At 74.6% G+C, this 18,491-nt stretch carries 1 protein-coding gene; it reads left to right on the forward strand.

Features of this window, described 5'->3' with window-relative positions; translation table 11 throughout:
- The first annotated feature begins 56 nt into the window (after positions 1-56).
- Positions 57-18,386, forward strand: coding sequence for a type I polyketide synthase (locus LRS74_RS32105; RefSeq protein ID WP_277744302.1), 18,330 nt, complete (start codon positions 57-59; stop codon positions 18,384-18,386).
- Positions 18,387-18,491 lie beyond the last annotated feature (105 nt).

Here is an 18,491-nt window from a genome sequence, read left to right on the forward strand (position 1 = left end):
CCGCGCCGCCGACGCGCTCTGACGACGTCCACAGGTAGCACAGGTAGGAGATGGCGATGACCGCTGCCGACGACAGGGTGATCGAGGCGCTCCGCGCGTCCCTCAAGGTCAACGAGCGGCTGCGGGAACAGAACCAGCAGCTCACCGCCGCCGCGCGGGAGCCCGTCGCCCTCGTCGCCACGGCCTGTCGCTACCCGGGCGGGGTGACGTCGGCGGAGGACCTGTGGGAGCTGGTCGCCGCGGGCCGGGACGCGGTCGGCACCTTCCCGACGAACCGCGGCTGGGACGTGGACCGGCTCTACGACCCCGACCCGGACCGGCCCGGCACCTCCTACACCCGACACGGCGGATTCCTCTACGACGCCGGCGCGTTCGACCCCGGCTTCTTCGGCATCAGCCCCCGAGAGGCCCTGGCCATGGACCCCCAGCAGCGGCTGCTGCTGGAGATCTCCTGGGAGGCGTTCGAACGCGCCGGCATCGCCCCCACCGCGGTCCGCGGCAGCCGCACCGGGGTGTTCGCGGGCGTCATGTACCACGACTACGGCGCCCGGCTGCACACCCTCCCCGAGGGCTTCGAGGGCTACATCGGCAACGGCAGCGGCGGCGGTGTGGCCTCCGGCCGCATCGCCTACACCCTCGGCCTCGAAGGGCCGGCCGTCACCGTCGACACCGCCTGCTCCTCGTCGCTGGTCGCCCTGCACCTGGCCTGCCAGGCGCTGCGCGCGGGGGAGTGCACCCTGGCCCTGGCCGGTGGAGTCACCGTCATGTCCACCCCGAGCCTGTTCGTCGAGTACTCCCGGCAGCGCGCCCTGTCGACGGACGGCCGGTGCAAGGCGTACGGGGCGGGCGCCGACGGCACCGGCTGGGCCGAGGGCGCCGGGATGCTGCTCCTGGAGCGGCTCTCCGACGCGCGGCGGCTCGGACACCCCGTCCTGGCCGTGGTACGGGGCAGCGCCGTCAACCAGGACGGCGCCAGCAACGGACTCACCGCCCCCAACGGACCCTCCCAACAGCGGGTCATCCGGCAGGCGCTGGCCAACGCCGGCCTCTCGGCCTCCGAGGTGGACGCCGTCGAGGGACACGGCACCGGCACCACGCTGGGCGACCCGATCGAGGCCCAGGCCCTGCTGGCCACCTACGGGCAGGAGCGCGCCGGGCAAGCCCCGCTGTGGCTGGGCTCCATGAAGTCCAACGTCGGCCACACCCAGGCGGCCGCCGGCGCCGGCGGCGTCATCAAGATGGTGATGGCCCTGCGGAACGCGACGCTGCCGCGCACCCTGCACGCCGACGAGCCGTCACCGCACGTCGACTGGGACTCGGGCCGGGTGCGGCTGCTCACCGAGGCCGTGGCCTGGCCGGCCGGCGACCGCCCACGCCGCGCCGGCGTCTCCTCGTTCGGCGTGAGCGGCACCAACGCCCATGTGATCCTCGAAGAGGCCCCCGCCGCCCCGCCCCGCACGGGCACGGCGTCGCGGACGGCGCCCGCCGACCCGCTCCGCACGGCATCGCGGACAGCGCCCGCCGAGGCGTCCCCGGTGGTGGTGGCGCGGGCCGGGTCCGTCGAGGTGTCTCCGGCGGTTTCGCGGACGGCTGCCGCCGAGGCGTCCCCGGTGGCGTCGCGGACCGGGTCCGCTGACGCGTCCCCTGAGGTTTCGGGGACGGCGCCGGCCGACCCGCTCGGGGCGGTGCCGCAGCCCGCCTCCGTCGACCCGCGCCCGGCGGCGCGGGCGACCGCGTCCCACGGCCACGCCATCGCCGGACCGTTGCCCTGGCCGGTCTCGGGCGCCACGCCCGAGGCGCTGCGCGCCCAGGCCGCCGCGCTGCGCCGCCGCCTCGCCACCGACTTCGACCCCGCTACCGCTACCGCTACCGCCACCGACTCAGACACCGCCACGCCTTCCACCACCGCCACCGACTCAGACACCGCGACGCATTCCGCCACCGCCCCGCACCTCGCCGACGTGGGGCACGCGCTGGCCATCGGCCGGGCCCACCTGGCCCACCGCGCCGTCGTCCTCGGCGCCGACCGGGAGTCCCTGCTGCGCGGCCTGGACGCGGTGGCCGCAGGCGAGCCGCACGACGCCGCGGTGACGGGGGGCACGTCGGCGGCCGGGGGTGGCGCGGGGGTGGTGTTCGTCTTCCCCGGGCAGGGCGGCCAATGGGCCGGCATGGGCCTGCGACTCCTGGAGACCTCGACCGAGTTCGCCGCGCGGATGGCCGCGTGCGAGACGGCGCTGGCCCCCCATGTCGACTGGTCACCGCATGAGGTCCTGCGCCGGGACGGGGCCGACCCCGTGTGGGAGCGCGCGGACGTCGTCCAGCCGGTGCTGTTCGCCATGATGGTGTCCCTGGCCGGCCTCTGGAGGTCGTACGGCGTCGAACCGGACGCCGTGGTGGGCCACTCCCAGGGCGAGATCGCGGCCGCCCACGTCTGCGGCGCGCTCACCCTGGAGGACGCGGCCAGGGTGGTGGCGCTCCGCAGCCGGGCGCTTCAGGCCCTGCGCGGCTCCGGCGGCATGGCCTCCGTGCCGCTGCCGGCCGACGAGGTCGCGGAGCTGCTGCGGACCGCCTGGCCGGACCGGCTGTGGATCGCCGCCCGCAACGCCCCCGCGGCCACGGTCGTCTCCGGCGACGCCGACGCCCTGGCCGAGGCCCTGGAGTACTACCGGGCCCGGGACGTCCGAGCGAAGCGCATCCCCGTCGACTACGCCTCCCACTGCCCGCACATCGAATCCGTGGAGCGGGAACTGGCGGGCCTGCTGCGCGACGTCACCCCGCGGCCCGCCGACATCCCGTTCCACTCCACCGTCGACAACCGGTGGATCGACGACACCACCGCACTCGACGCCGCCTACTGGTACCGGAACCTGCGGCAGCCCGTGCGGTTCGCCGACACGATCCGCGCCCTCGGCGAGACGGAGCACCACACCTTCGTCGAGGTCGGCCCGCACCCCACCCTCACCCCCGCCATCCAGGACACCGCCGAGGCCGCCGGCCACACCGCCGTCGTCATCGGCTCGCTGCGCCGCGACACGGACGACCCGCGTCACCTCCTCACCTCGCTCGCCCGCGCCCACGTCCACGGCCTGCCGGTCGCCTGGGACCGCCACTACCGGGCGCTGGTCCCCGCGCCGCGCCATGTCGACCTGCCCACCTACGCCTTCCAGCGCGACCACTACTGGCTGGACGCGCCCGCCGCGGTCGGTGACGTGACCGCCGCCGGGCTCGCCCCGGCCGGACATCCGCTGCTGGGCGCCGCGACCGGCCTCGCCGAGCGGGACGGATACCTGCTCACCGGACGCCTGTCCACGACCACCCACCCCTGGCTCGCCGACCACTCCGTCGCCGGCGCGGTCCTGCTGCCCGGCACCGCGCTGCTGGAGCTCGCCGTGCACGCCGGCGAACGCCTGGGCTGGCCCCGGGTGGAGGAGCTGACCCTGCACGCCCCGCTCATCCTCCCCGCCGAGGGCGGCGTGGTGCTCCAGGTGGCGGTGGGCGCCGCGGACGAGACCGGCCGCCGCGAGCTGAGCGTCCACGCTCGGCGCGACGAACCCATGGGGGAGTCGGCATCGGAGGGCGCGGCGTTGGACGGGGTGGCATCGGAGGGTCCGTGGACGCGGCACGCCAGCGGCACGCTGACAGCGGAGGCCGTGGTCGACGCCCCTGCCCATGCCCATTCCCCGGCCCATGTCGACGCCGCTGTCGACGCTCCAACGGCCGCCGCCGCGGGGACGCCCGCGGCCGGGCCCGGACCGCTCGCGCACCCCTGGCCCCCACCGGACGCCGAGCCCCTGGACCTCGACGGGCTCTACGACCGGCTGGCCGCGGCCGACTTCGCCTACGGCCCCGCGTTCCAGGGGCTGCACGCCGCCTGGCGACACGGCGCGGAGACGCTCGCCGAAGTCCGGCTGCCCGACGGCGTGCTCGCCGACGCCGCCCGGTTCGGCCTCCACCCCGCCCTGCTCGACGCCGCGCTGCACACCCTGGGGCTCGACGACCGCCAGGGGGACGGAGACCGGGGCCGCCTGCCCTTCACCTGGCGTGATGTCCGCCTCCACGCCTCGGCCGCCTCCACGCTGCGGGTGCGGCTGCGACCGCTGGGTGCCGACGCGGTGGCCGTCGAGGCGACCGACGAGCACGGCGCGCCGGTGGTCTCGATCGCCTCGCTCGCGCTGCGGCCGGTGTCCCTGGAAGACCTGCGAGCCCCCGACGGCGCCGTGCGTGACGCGCTCTACGCCCTGGAGTGGACCGCCGCGCCCGACCCCGCGTCACCGGTCGCCCTGGGGCGGTGCGCCGTCCTCGGCGACGCCGACCCCGGATGGACGGCAGCGCTGGAGGCGTCGGCCCGGGGACCGGTACGGCACCACCCCGACCTGCCCGCGTTGCTACGGGCCCTGGACGCCGGCGACCCGCCGCCGGACCTGGTCTTCGTAGGCTGCCGCCCCACAGCCGCCGCGACGCCCGCGGAGCCGGCGGCTGTCCACACCCGCACCCACGAGGCACTCGGCCTGCTCCAGGGCTGGCTCGCCGAGGAACGACTGGCCGACGGGCGCCTGGTGGTCGTGACCTCCGGGGCCGTGGCGGCGACCCGGGTCGACCGTCTCCACGATCCGGCGGGCGCGGCGGTGCACGGACTGGTGCGCTCCGCCCAGGCCGAGGAGCCGGACCGTTTCCTCCTGGTGGACCTGGACACGAGCCGCGAGTCGGTCGCGGCACTGCCCCGCGCGGTGACCCTCGGCGAACCGCAGACGGCCGTTCGGGGCGGCCGGATCCTGGCGGCCAGGCTGGCCCGGGCCGGTGCTCGGACAGCCGCCCTGCCGGCCCCACCCCAGTCAGGGGGCGGCTGGCGGCTGGAGTCCACCGCATCGGGCACCCTCCAGGGCCTGGCGCTGGTGCCGACGCCGGCCGACCCCGCCCCGCTGGGCCCGGGCCAGGTGCGGATCGCGGTGCGTGCGGCCGGACTGAACTTCCGCGACGTCCTGGTGGCGCTGGGCATGGTGCCCGGCCAGACGGGGCTGGGCAGCGAGGGCGCGGGCGTGGTGCTGGACGTCGGTCCGGAGGTCACGGACCTGACGCCCGGAGATCGGGTGATGGGTGTGTTCGCGGACGCCTTCGGCCCGGTGGCGGTGGCCGACCGGGCCGTCCTGGCGCACATCCCCGACGGCTGGTCCTTCGCGGAGGCGGCCGCCGTGCCCGTGGTCTTCGCGACCGCCTACTACGGCCTCGTCGACCTGGCCGGGCTGCGGCCGGGGGAGTCGGTGCTGGTGCACGCCGCCGCCGGCGGAGTGGGCACGGCCGCCGTCCAGATCGCCCGCCACCTCGGTGCCGAGGTCTACGCCACCGCGAGCCCGGAGAAGTGGGACACCGTCCGTGCCCAGGGCATCGCGAGCGAACGCATCGCCTCCTCCCGCACCGTCGACTTCGAGTCCCGGCTCGCCGGCGGCCCGGACGGCCGTGGGATCGATGTCGTCCTGAACTGTCTGGCCCAGGAGTACGTCGACGCGTCCTTGCGGTTGACGGCCCGTGACGGCGGCCGGTTCCTGGAGCTGGGCAAGACCGACATCCGCGAGCCCGCAGAGGTGGCGCGGGCCCACCCCGGCGTCGCCTACCAGGCGTACGACCTGATGGACGCAGGCCCCGAGCGCGTCGGCGGGATCCTGCGCACCGTACTGCGGATGTTCGCCGACGGAGTGCTCACCCCGCCGCCCCTCACCTGCTGGGACGTCCGGCAGGCCCCGGACGCCTTCCGCCACCTCCAGCAGGGCCGCAGCATCGGCAAGAACGTCCTCACCCTGCCCGCCGCGTGGGACGCCGACGGCACCGTGCTGATCACCGGTGGTACGGGCGTGCTGGGCGGAGCCCTCGCCCGGCACCTGGCCGCCACCGGCCGGGCCCGGCACGTGCTGTTGGCCGGCCGCCGCGGGCCCGACGCGCCCGGCGCCGCCCGGCTCACCGCCGAACTCGCCGAACTGGGCACCGAGGCGACCGTCGTGGCCTGCGACGTCGGTGACCGGGCCGCCCTCGCCGAGCTGCTCGCGGGCCTCCCGGCCGAGCATCCGCTGACCGCCGTCATCCACGCCGCGGGCGCGCTCGACGACGCCACGCTCGGCTCCCTCACCGCACGGCACCTCGACACCGTCCTGGCGCCGAAGGCCGACGCCGCCTGGCACCTGCACGAGCTGACCCGCCCCCTGGACCTCGCCGCCTTCGTACTTCTCTCCTCGGCCGCCGGCGTCCTCGGCGCCGTGGGACAGGCCAACTACGCCGCCGCCAACGCCTGCCTCGACGCCCTCGCCCAGCACCGGCGCGCCACCGGGTTCCCGGCACAGTCCCTCGCCTGGGGGCTGTGGGCCGAAGCCAGCGGTATGACCGGCCACCTCGACCAGGCCGACCACACCCGCATGGCCCGCTCCGGTCTCCTGCCGCTGTCCACCACCGAGGCCCTGGCGCTGTTCGACGCCGCCCTCGCCGACGGCCCGCCGCTGCTCCTCCCGGCCCGCCTCGACACCAGGGCCCTGCGTACCGCCACCGCGCCGCCGCTCTTCCGGAACCTGGTCCGCGGCGCCCCGCGCCGCGCCCGGCCGACGAGCACCGGCGGCCACGCCTCCCTGCGCGCCCGGCTGGCCGGCCAGGACGCCGCCGCGCAACGGGAGACCCTGGTCACCCTCGTACGCGGCCACGCCGCCACGGTCCTCGGCCACCCGACCCCCGACGCCCTCACCCCCGACACCACCTTCCGCGACCTGGGCTTCGACTCCCTCACCGCCGTCGAGCTCCGCAACCGGCTCAACGAGGCGACCAGCCTCCGCCTCCCCGCCACCCTCGTCTTCGACCACCCCACCCCCACGGTGCTCGCCCGCCACCTCCACGACGAACTCCTCGGCGGCCGGGCGACGGCGACCGCCACCGCCTCGACCCCCACGGCGAGCGCCACGACGACCACCGGCGGCGACGAACCCATCGCGATCGTCGGCATGGCCTGCCGCTACCCGGGAGGTGTGCACGGCCCGCAACAGCTGTGGGGGCTCGTCGCCTCCGGCACCGACGCCGTGAGCGGCTTCCCCGACGACCGCGGCTGGGACCTCGACCGACTCTTCCCCTCCGACCCGGACCGCCCCGGCGCCTCCGCCACCCGCCACGGCGGCTTCCTCCACGACGCGGGCGACTTCGACGCAGCGTTCTTCGGCATCAGCCCGCGCGAGGCGCTGGCCATGGACCCCCAGCAGCGGCTGCTCCTGGAAACCTGCTGGGAGACTTTCGAATCCGCGGGCATGGACCCCACATCCGTACGCGGCAGCCAGACCGGAGTCTTCGCCGGGGTGATGCCGGCCGACTACGGCCCGCGTCTGCACGACACCGCCGCCGAGGTCGAGGGCTACGTCCTCACCGGCACCTCCGGCAGCATCGCCTCCGGCCGCATCGCCTACGCCTTCGGCCTGGAAGGCCCCGCCGTCTCGGTGGACACGGCATGCTCCTCGTCCCTGGTCGCCCTCCACCTCGCCGCCCAGGCGCTCCGGGCCGGGGAGTGCTCCATGGCCCTGGCCGGCGGGGTGACGGTGATGCCCACCCCCGGCGCCTTCGTGGAGTTCTCGCGCCAGCGGGGACTGGCGGCGGACGGTCGGTGCAAGGCGTACGGGGCGGGAGCGGACGGGACGGGGTGGTCCGAGGGCGTGGGCTTGTTGTTGGTGGAACGACTGTCGGACGCAAGACGGTTGGGACATCGGGTGTGGGCGGTGGTGCGGGGGAGCGCGGTCAATCAGGACGGCGCGAGCAATGGCCTGACGGCGCCGAACGGTCCGTCGCAGCAGCGGGTGATCCGCGCGGCGTTGGCGGCCGCGCGAGTGGGGGCCGGCGATGTCGACGTGGTGGAGGGGCACGGGACGGGGACGCGGCTGGGCGATCCCATCGAGGCACAGGCGCTGCTGGCCACGTACGGGCAGGAGCGGCCTGCGGGCCGGCCGGTGTGGCTCGGGTCGGTGAAGTCGAACGTCGGACATGCGCAGGCGGCCGCGGGGGTGGGTGGGGTCATCAAGATGGTGATGGCCATGCGGCATGGGGTGCTGCCGCGGACACTGCATGTGGAGGAGCCGTCGCCGCACGTGGACTGGTCGTCGGGCGCGGTGCGGTTGTTGAGGGAGCCGGTGCCGTGGCCGGAGACGGGGCGGCCCCGGCGGGCGGGGGTGTCCTCCTTCGGGGTCAGTGGCACCAACGCGCACGTCATCCTGGAGCAGGCGCCCACGGTGGAGGAGCCTGCACCGGACGGGGCCTCGGGATCGTTGTCGCCCTGGGTGGTGTCGGCCAGGTCCGGGGAGGCGCTGCGGGCACAGGCGCGGCGGTTGCGCGAGCATGTGCTGGCACGGCCGGAGTTGGACCTGGCCGGTGTCGGACACGTACTGGAGACGGGACGGGCGCGCTTCGAGCACCGGGCGGTGTTACTGGGCCCGGACCGGGAGGGGTTCCTACGCGGTCTGGAGGCGTTGGCCTCGGGTGAGGAGTACGCGGGTCTCGTGCGGGGTGTGGCCACGGGCGTGGGAAAGCTGGCGTTCCTGTGTTCGGGGCAGGGCACGCAACGGCCCGGGATGGGTGCCGAGCTGTACGAGGCGTCCCCGCTGTTCGCACGGGCCTTGGACGAGGTGTGCGGGCATCTGGACCCTTATCTGGAGCGGCCGCTGCGGGCCGTGCTGTTCGGTGAAGGCGAGGAAGCGGCCGGTCTGCTGCATCAGACGGGCTACACCCAACCCGCCCTCTTCGCCCTTCAGGTCGCCTTGCACCGCCTGGTCACCGAGGGGTACGGGCTCACCCCGCACTTCTACGCCGGGCACTCGCTCGGGGAGATCACCGCGGCCCACCTGGCGGGGATCCTGAGCCTGCCCGACGCCGCGCGTTTGGTCGCCACCCGCGGCCGGCTCATGCAGTCCCTCCCCGCCACGGGTGCCATGACCGCCATCGAGGCGAGTGCGGAGGAGGTGACCCCGTATCTGGCGGGGCGGGAGGACCAGGTATCGCTCGCGGCGGTGAACACGCCCACCTCGCTGGTCATCAGCGGCGACCGGGACGCGGTGGAGGGGATCGCCGAGCAGTTCGGGGGCCAGGGTCGGAAGGTCACCTCACTCCAGGTCAGTGGAGCCTTCCACTCACCCCACATGGAACCCCTCCTCGACGAGCTCAACGACACCACCCAAGCCCTCACCTACCACCCACCCCACACCTCCCTCATCACCGGCAACCCGGGCGACGCGGACCCCACCACCCCCGACTACTGGGTCCACCAAGCCCGCAACCCCGTCCACTACCACGGCATCACCCGCGAACTCCACGCCCACGGCGCCACCGGATTCCTCGAACTCGGCCCCGACTCCACCCTCACCGCCCTGACCCACCACAACCTCCCCGACACCGCACCCCAAGCCCACGCCCTCCTCCACCCCGACCACCCCGAAACCCACACCACCCACACCGCCCTCGCCCACCTCCACACCCACGGACACCCCACCACCTGGCACCACCCACCACCCACCACAACCGAACTCCCCGACCTCCCCACCTACCCGTTCCAACACCAGCGCTACTGGCTCAACTCGGCGTCTTCTGCGGGTGATGTGGCCGCGGCCGGGTTGGAGTCGGCGGGGCACCCGCTGCTCGGCGCCACGGTCGGGCTCGCGGATGGCGATGGGTGTCTGTTCACCGGGCGGCTCTCGCTCCGCACGCACCCGTGGCTCGCCGATCACGCCATCGCCGACACCGTGCTGCTCCCGGGAACGGCCTTCCTCGAACTCGTCCTTCAAGCCGGCGATCGTGTGGAGTGCGGGCACGTCGAGGAGCTGACCCTCCACGCTCCGCTCGTCCTGCCGGAGGGCGGCGGGGCCGTACTTCAGGTGGCCGTGGCCGCACCGGACGAGGCCGGACGTCGCGCGGTGCACGTCTACTCGCGCCGTGAAGAGGGCGGCGCGGCCGACCCGGCGGGAGCCGCCTGGACGCGCCACGCCACCGGCTTCCTCACGGCGGAACCGGGCGGCGATGAATCGCGCGACATGGCCGACGGGCTGTGGGGCGAGGCGTGGCCGCCGTCGGATGCCGTAGCCGTGGATCTGGAGGAGCTGTACGACCGTTTGACAGCGGCGGGTTTCGGCTATGGGCCGTTGTTCCGGGGACTGCGAGCGGCATGGCGGCGCGGCGACGAGATCTTCGCTGAGGTACGCCTGCCCGAGGACGCGCCGGGTGGCCCGACGGGGGCGCGGTTCGGGCTGCACCCCGCGCTGCTCGACTCCGCGCTCCACACCCTTCCGCTGCTGCCGTCTCTCCAGAACCAGAACGAGAGCCAGGGACAGAGCCAGAGCCAGGGACAGAGCCAGAGCCAGAGCCACGCCCACGCCCAAGGCGCGGGGCTGCCGTTCGCCTGGGGCGCGGTGACCCTGCACACGCCGGGCGCCACGGCCCTGCGGGTGCGGCTGGGGCCGGACGGCTCCGAGCCGGGAGCCGTCTCGGTCGAGGTGGCCGACGAGACGGGCGAGCCGGTGGCCTCGGTGCGCTCACTGGTGCTGCGTCCGGTGTCCACGGCAGAACTGCGGGCAGCGGCGGCCCGCTCTCCGCACCACGACACGCTGTTCGAGGTGCGGTGGGAGCCTGTTCCCGACCCGGGGGAGACGTCGGAGGCAGCGGCGGCGTCGGCCGACTGGGCGGTCATCGGGCCCGGCCCGGCCCCGGGCGCGGCCGACGACCCCTTCCGCGCGGCACGGCACACGTACCCGGACCTGGCCGCGCTGCGGGAGGCCGTCGCCGGCGGCGCTCCGGTTCCCCGTACGGTCCTGACCTGGTCCGGGGCGGGAGAAGGGGCTGCCGAGGCGCGCGGCGTCGTGCATGCCGCCGCCCACCACATGCTGGCGCTGGTGCGGGAGTGGCTGGAGGACGACGCCTTCGCCGCCGGGCGCCTGGTGGTGCTCACCCGCAACGCCGTCGCCACCACGACGGAGGAGGACGTCACGGACCTGGGCGGTGCGGCGGTATGGGGCCTGGTGCGCTCCGCGCGAGCGGAGCACCCCGACCGGTTCGCGCTGCTCGACCTGGAGGGCTCCGGAGCCACTCCGGAGGACCACCGCCGGGCGCTGTCCGCCGCCCTGACCTGCGGCGAATCCGAAGTCGCGGTGCGCGGCGGCACCCTCCACGCCCCCCGGCTGTTCCGGATGGCCGGTCCCGACCCGGCGGCTCCCGCCCAGGCCGGCGCCGCCGGCGCCGAGGTCGCGGTGAAGCGACCCTGGGCCGCCGAGGGAACGGTGCTCATCACCGGAGGCACCGGCAGTCTCGGCGCGATGCTCGCCCGGCACCTGGTGGTGGCCCACGGCGTGCGCAACCTCCTGCTCGTCAGCCGCCGCGGCCGCGATGCGTGGGGTGCCCGTCGGCTGGAGGCCGAACTGGTGGCGCTCGGGGCGACCGTGACCATCGCGGCGTGTGACGCGTCCGATCGGAAGCGACTCGGTAGGACTCTGGCGGCCATCCCCGCCGAGCACCCGCTGACCGGGGTGGTCCACGCGGCCGGAGTGCTGGACGACGGGGTGCTCCCGTCCCTCACGCCGGAGCGGATGAGCCGAGTCCTGCGGGCCAAGGCGGACGTCGCGCTCAACCTCCACGAGCTCACCCGTGGGCTCCCGCTCGCCGCCTTCGTGTTGTTCTCCTCGCTGGCCGGAGTCATGGGCTCGCCGGGTCAGGCCAACTACGCGGCGGCCAACGCCGTGCTGGACGCGCTGGCCTGTCGCCGACGCGCCGCATGGCTTCCCGCGGTGTCCATGGCCTGGGGGGTGTGGGAGCAGTCCGGAGACGGCATGACCGGACGACTGGACGCCACCGACCACTCCCGCTTCGCCCGTTCGGGGCTGCGGCCCCTGTCCCCGAGCGAGGGACTGGAACTGTTCGACAGGGCCCTGGAGTGCGACCGGCCCGTGGTCGTGCCCGCCGCGCTCGGCATCACGGAACTCCGGTCGTCCGGCGCCGCCGTACCCTCGCTCCTCCGGCATCTGGGGGCGCCGGCGCGGCCCCGGACCGGCGGCCCCGGCGGCCGCGACGCGACGGCCGGCGGCCCGGCGCTCCTGCGCCGCCGGTTGACCGGCCTCGGGACCGAGGAGCAGGTGCGGACGCTGTTGCGGCTGGTGCGCTCCCAGGCGGCGGCGGTGCTGGGGCACGGGGCGGCCGACGCGATCCCGGCGGAGTCCGCCTTCCGCGACCTCGGCTTCGACTCCCTCACCTCGGTAGAGCTGCGCAACCGGCTCCAGACGGCCACCGGCCTGCGCCTCCCGGCCAGCCTGGTCTTCGACCGTCCCCATCCCCTCGCGCTCGCCCGCCGGCTGCGGGAGGAGCTGGTCGGCGACGACGCCGCCGCGGCGGACGCCGACGGCGCGCTCCCCGCCCCGGCCGTCGGCCGAGCGACCGACGAACCAGTGGCGATCATCGGCATGGCCTGCCGCTACCCGGGCGGGGTGCGATCGGCCGAGGGCCTGTGGGACCTCGTCGCCTCTCGTGGGGACGCCGTGGGGGAATTCCCCGCGGACCGTGGCTGGGACGTGGAGCGGCTCTACGACCCCGACCCGGACCGGCCCGGAACCAGTTACACGCGCCAAGGCGGATTCCTCTACGACGCCGGGGACTTCGATCCTGCGTTCTTCGGGATCAGCCCCCGCGAGGCGCTCGCCATGGACCCGCAGCAGCGGCTGCTGCTGGAGATCTCATGGGAGGCGCTGGAACGGGCGGGCATCGCCCCCGCCTCGATGCGCGGCAGCCTGACCGGGGTGTTCGCGGGGGTGATGTACCACGACTACGGCACCCGCCTGCGCGTCATCCCGGAGGGCTTCGAGGGGTACATCGGCAACGGGAACGCGGGCAGCGTCGCCTCCGGACGCGTCGCCTACACCTTCGGGCTGGAAGGCCCGGCCGTCACCGTGGACACGGCCTGCTCCTCGTCGCTGGTCGCGCTGCACCTGGCCTGCCAGGCCCTGCGGTCCGGTGAGTGCACCATGGCCCTGGCCGGCGGCGTCACCGTCATGTCCACCCCCACCACCTTCATCGAGTTCTCCCGGCAACGCGGGCTCGCCCCCGACGGCCGCTGCAAGTCGTTCTCGGCCGGGGCGGACGGCACGGGGTGGGCGGAGGGCGCGGGGATGCTGCTGGTGGAGCGGCTCTCCGACGCCCGTCGGCTGGGGCATCGCGTCCTCGCCGTGGTGCGCGGCAGCGCCGTCAACCAGGACGGCGCCAGCAACGGACTCACCGCCCCAAACGGACCCTCTCAGGAGCGGGTCATCCGGCAGGCACTGGCGAACGCGGCCGTCTCCCCGGCGGAGGTGGACGCGGTGGAGGGGCACGGCACCGGGACGACGCTCGGCGACCCCATCGAGGCACAGGCGCTGCTCGCCACATACGGCCGGCAGAGGCCCGGAGAACGGCCGCTGTGGCTCGGGTCCGTCAAGTCGAACCTCGGACACACGCAGGCCGCCGCGGGCGTGGGCGGGGTCATCAAGATGGTGATGGCCATGCGCCACGGGCTGCTCCCGCCCACCCTCCACGTCGACGAGCCGTCGCCCCACGTGGACTGGTCGGCGGGCGCGGTCCGGCTGCTGACCGACGCCGTGCCCTGGCCCGGCGACGGTCACCCTCGACGGGCGGGCGTCTCCTCGTTCGGCGTCAGCGGCACCAACGCCCACGTCATCCTCGAAGAGGCAGCACCCGAGACCCTCGGTCAGGCACCAGGCGAACAGACACCGCTCGTGGAGGCTCCCGAGCCGCAGGGGCCGGCCACGGCTCCGCGCCCCCTGCCCTGGGTGGTCTCGGCCAGGTCGCAGGAAGCGCTACGCGCCCAGGCGCGCAGGCTGCACACCTTCGCCACCACAGCGACCGACCTGGTCCCGGCGGACGTGGGCTACTCCCTGGCGGTAGGGCGATCCGCCTTCGAGCATCGTGCTGTGGTCATCGGCTCGGACCGCGAGGAACTGCTCCAGGGCCTGGACGCCCTGGCCACCGGCCGATCCCACCCCACCCTCCACCACACACCCCCCACCACGACCACGACCACGACCACGGCCCCAGGCCGGATCGTGTTCGTCTTCCCCGGCCAAGGCGGTCAATGGCCCGGCATGGGCCTCAACCTCCTCCACACCTCACCCGTCTTCGCCCACGCCATCACCGCATGCGAACAAGCCCTCGCCCCCCACGTCGACTGGAACCTCACCGACATCCTCCACCGCCCCACCCACGACCCCGCCTGGAACCGCGCCGACATCATCCAACCCGTCCTCTTCTCCCTCATGGTCTCCCTCGCCCACACCTACCGCGCCTACGGCCTCACCCCCGACACCGTCACCGGCCACTCCCAAGGCGAAATCGCCGCCGCCCACATCGCAGGAGCCCTCACCCTCGACGACGCCGCCACCCTCATCACCCACCGCTCCCAAACCCTCAACACCCTCAGCGGCACAGGCGGCATGGCCTCCATCCCCCTACCCCCCCACCACATCACCCCCACCCTCAACCAACACTGGCCCGGACAACTATGGACCGCCGCCCACAACAGCCCCACCACCACCGTCATCACCGGCGACACCCACGCACTCGACCAAGCCCTCCACCACTTCCACACCCAAGGAGTACGCGCCAAACGCATCCCCGTCGACTACGCCTCCCACTGCCCCCACATCAACCCCCTCCAAAACCAACTCCTCACCCAACTACAAAACATCACCCCACAACCCACCCACACCCCCTTCCACTCCACCGTCGACAACCAAACCCACGACGGCACCACACTCGACGCCCACTACTGGTACCGCAACCTCCGCCAACCCGTCCGCTTCACCGAAACCATCCACACCCTCCACCAACAAGGCCACACCACCTTCATCGAAATCAGCCCCCACCCCACCCTCACCCCCGCCCTCCACGACACCACCCACCACACCGAACACACCCACCAGACCGAACACACTCACCAGACCGATCAGACTGACCACACCGACCAGACCGGTCCACCCACCACCGTCATCAGCACCCTCCGCAGAAACCACAACGACACCCACCAACTCCTCACCGCCCTCGCCCAAGCCCACACCCACCACCACACCATCAACTGGCACTACCACTACCAACACCACACCCCCACCCCCCACCCCACCGACCTCCCCACCTACCCCTTCCAACACCAGCGCTACTGGCTCCACCCCCACCCCCACACCACCAACCCCACCACCGCCGGACTCGACGAAACCACCCACCCACTCCTCGCAGCAGTGGCGGAGTTGGCCGAGGGGGAGGGGTGCCTCCTCACCGGCAGGCTCTCGCTGGCCTCCCACCCGTGGCTCGCCGACCACGCCGTCGGCGGCGCCGCCCTCCTTCCGGGCACCGCCTTCCTCGACCTCGCCCTCCATGCGGCCGAGCAGGTGGGCTGCCCTCTTCTCGAGGAACTCACCCTCCACACGCCGCTCTTCCTGCCGGAAGAGGGCGCGGTTCGGGTACAGGTGTGGGTGGCCGCTCCGGATGACGAAGGAGCCCGGACCCTGACCGTGTCCTCCCGGCGCGAGGGTGCGGGGGACGGGCCCGTATGGCTGCGGCACGCCACCGGTCGGCTCCGCGTCGAGCCGGCGGACGCGAGCGCCCCCGACACCTGGGCCGCTGAGCCGCTCGGCGAGGATGCGGCGGTGTGGCCGCCGAGGGGCGCGATCGCGGTCGGCGCGGAGGAGTTGGACCGCCTGTACGAGGAGTACGCGGCGCGCGGGTTCCGCTACGGTCCGGTCTTTCAGGGGCTGCGCGCGGCCTGGCGCCGTGGCGAGGACGTCTTCGCCGAGGTGCGGCTCCCCGAAGACGCGGAGAGCGAGGCCGGGCGGTTCGGCGTTCACCCCGCCCTCCTGGACGCGGCCCTGCACGCCGCGGCCTTCCAACGGACGGACGGCCTGCCCCAGGGTGCCCTGCCCTTCTCCTTCGGTGGAGTGCGCCTGCACTCCACCGGTGCATCGACGCTGCGGGTGCGCCTCACGCCGACCTCGGCCGGCGCGGCGCCGGAACGGCACGCACTGACGATCACGGTCGCCGACGGCACCGGTCGACCGGTCGCCTCCATCGCGTCGCTGGCCGTCCGCCCGGTCTCGGCCGACGAACTGGTGGCGGCCTCTGGCACGGCCCGGCGTGAGTCGCTCTTCGATGTCGAGTGGCTGCCTCTCCCGAGGCCGGTGGAGGCCACGGCGGCCCCGCGCCTGGCCGTGGTGGGAGCGTGCGACCCGCTCACGGCAACGGCGCCCGGCCAGGCACTGGTCGAGCGCTACGAGACCCTGGCGGACCTCTTCGCGGCAGTGGAGGCGGGGGCGCCGACCCCCGAGGCGGTGGTGGTCGGATGCGGCTCGCGTGAGGCCCCCGCCACCGGGCTGCCGGAGGCCGTACGGGAGCACACGCACCGCGCGCTGGAGGTGTTGCGGGAGTGGCTGCGGGACGCCCACCCCGCCGCGGCCACGGCCCGACTCCTCGTACTGACCCGTGATGCCGTGGCCACCAGGGAGGGCGAGGACGTGGCCGACCTGGCGGGGGCCGCGGTCTGGGGCCTGGTGCGTTCCGCGCAGTCGGAACACCCCGACCGCGTCGTCCTGCTCGACCTCGACGGCGAGGCGGCATCCGCGGCCGCGATCCCCGCGGCGCTGGCGTGCGGAGAGCCGCAGATCGCCGTGCGCTCCGGAAAGCCGCTGCTGCCTCGCCTCGTTCGGATGCCCGTCGTCGACCGGGCACCGGTCATCGACACGGCACCTTCCATCATCGTGGCCGACGGCGCCGACACCGCCGGGGCCACCGCCCCGGAGAGGGTCCTGAGCACCGAGCCCGCCCGCGGCACCGAGCCCAGCCCCGGCATCGGGCCTGCCCCCGCCATCGAGCCCACTCGCGGTATCGAGCCTGCCCCCGCCATCGAGCCTGCCCTCGGCACGGAGCCCACTCGCGGCACCGAGCCTGCCCCCGGCATCGAGCCTGCCCCCGGCACCGATCCCGCGGTCGGGGCAGACGGCGACGCCGTCGTCCCCGACGGACCGAAGTCGGTCTTCGACCCCGACGGCACCGTGCTGATCACCGGTGGCACCGGAGCGCTCGGTGCGCTGCTCGCCCGTCATCTGGTCACCGCCCACCGCGTGCGGCACCTGCTGTTGGTCGGTCGGCGCGGGCCTCAGGCGCCGGGCGCGACCGACCTCCAGGCCGAACTGGTCCAGCTCGGCGCCGAGGTGACGCTCCGCGCCTGTGACACCGGGGACCGCTCCGCGGCGGCCGCGCTGCTTGCGGAGGTCTCCGCGCGGCACCCGCTGACCGGAGTCGTGCACGCCGCGGGCGTCCTCGACGACGCCACCGTCACCTCCCTCACCGAGCGCCATCTCGACACGGTGCTCATCCCCAAGGCGGACGCCGCGGTGCATCTGCACGAGCTGACCCGCGACGCCCGCCTGCGGGCCTTCGTGATGTTCTCGTCGGCGGCCGGCGTCCTCGGGGCGCCCGGCCAGGGCAACTACGCCGCCGCCAACGCCTTCCTCGACGCGCTGGCCCACCATCGGCGGGCGCGGGGCCTGCCCGCGCTCTCGCTCGCGTGGGGCCTGTGGGAGCGGCGGAGCGGGATGACCGGACACCTGGACGGCGCCGACCGGGCCCGTATCACCCGGTCCGGCCTCGCCCCGCTCGGCACCGAGGACGCCCTCGCGCTGTTCGACGCGGCGCTGGCGGGCGACCGGCCGTTCGCGGTCCCCGCCCGCCTGGACCTGCGGAGCCTCCGCGCCGCCACCCAGGCCCTCCCACCGCTGTTCCACAAGCTCGCTCCCGCCCCCGTCGCTCGTCGTCGTGCCGCCGTGGCCGACGCCGCCGCGGACCTTCGCGCGCGCCTGTCCGGCCAGGACGCCGGGGAACAGCGGGGCACACTGCTCGCCGTCGTCCGCGGCCACGTGGCGGCCGTGCTCGGCCATGAGGGCGCAGCCGCCGTCCGCCCGGACTCCGCCTTCCGCGACCTGGGCTTCGACTCCCTCGCCGCCGTGGAACTCCGCAATCGGCTGCATGCCGCCTCGGGCCTGCGTCTCCCCGCGACTGTCGTCTTCGACCATCCCAGCCCCGCCGCGCTGACGGACCTGCTGCACGCGCGGCTCTGCCGCGACACGACGGCCCCCGCGGGCGCGGCGGCCCCGGTGCTCGCCGAGCTGGAGCGGCTGGAGTCGGCCCTGTCCGCCGCGGCGCTCGACGACGACACGCGCGACGGCCTGGCCGTACGGCTGCGTTCCCTCGTCCGCAAGGTGGGCGGCGCCGTAGGGGGTGACGACCCCGCCGACTCCGGGCCCGACCTCCGGTCGGCTACCGACGACGAGATGTTCGAGCTGATCGACAAGGAGATCAGCCGCCCCTGATCCGGGCCCGGTGGTGAGCGGGTCCGGACATGAGTGAAGGTGCTCGACGGGGGCGTCGAGCACCTTCACTCGCGTCCGGCTCACCCCGTGGCGAGACTCGGTCGA

Source organism: Streptomyces sp. LX-29, assembly GCF_029541745.1.
Classification (GTDB): domain Bacteria; phylum Actinomycetota; class Actinomycetes; order Streptomycetales; family Streptomycetaceae; genus Streptomyces.

What these genes read in the sequence shown, in the direction of transcription:
- LRS74_RS32105 (WP_277744302.1), top strand. Translation starts at nt 57, where the DNA reads ATGACCGCTGCCGACGACAGGGTGATCGAGGCGCTCCGCGCGTCCCTC.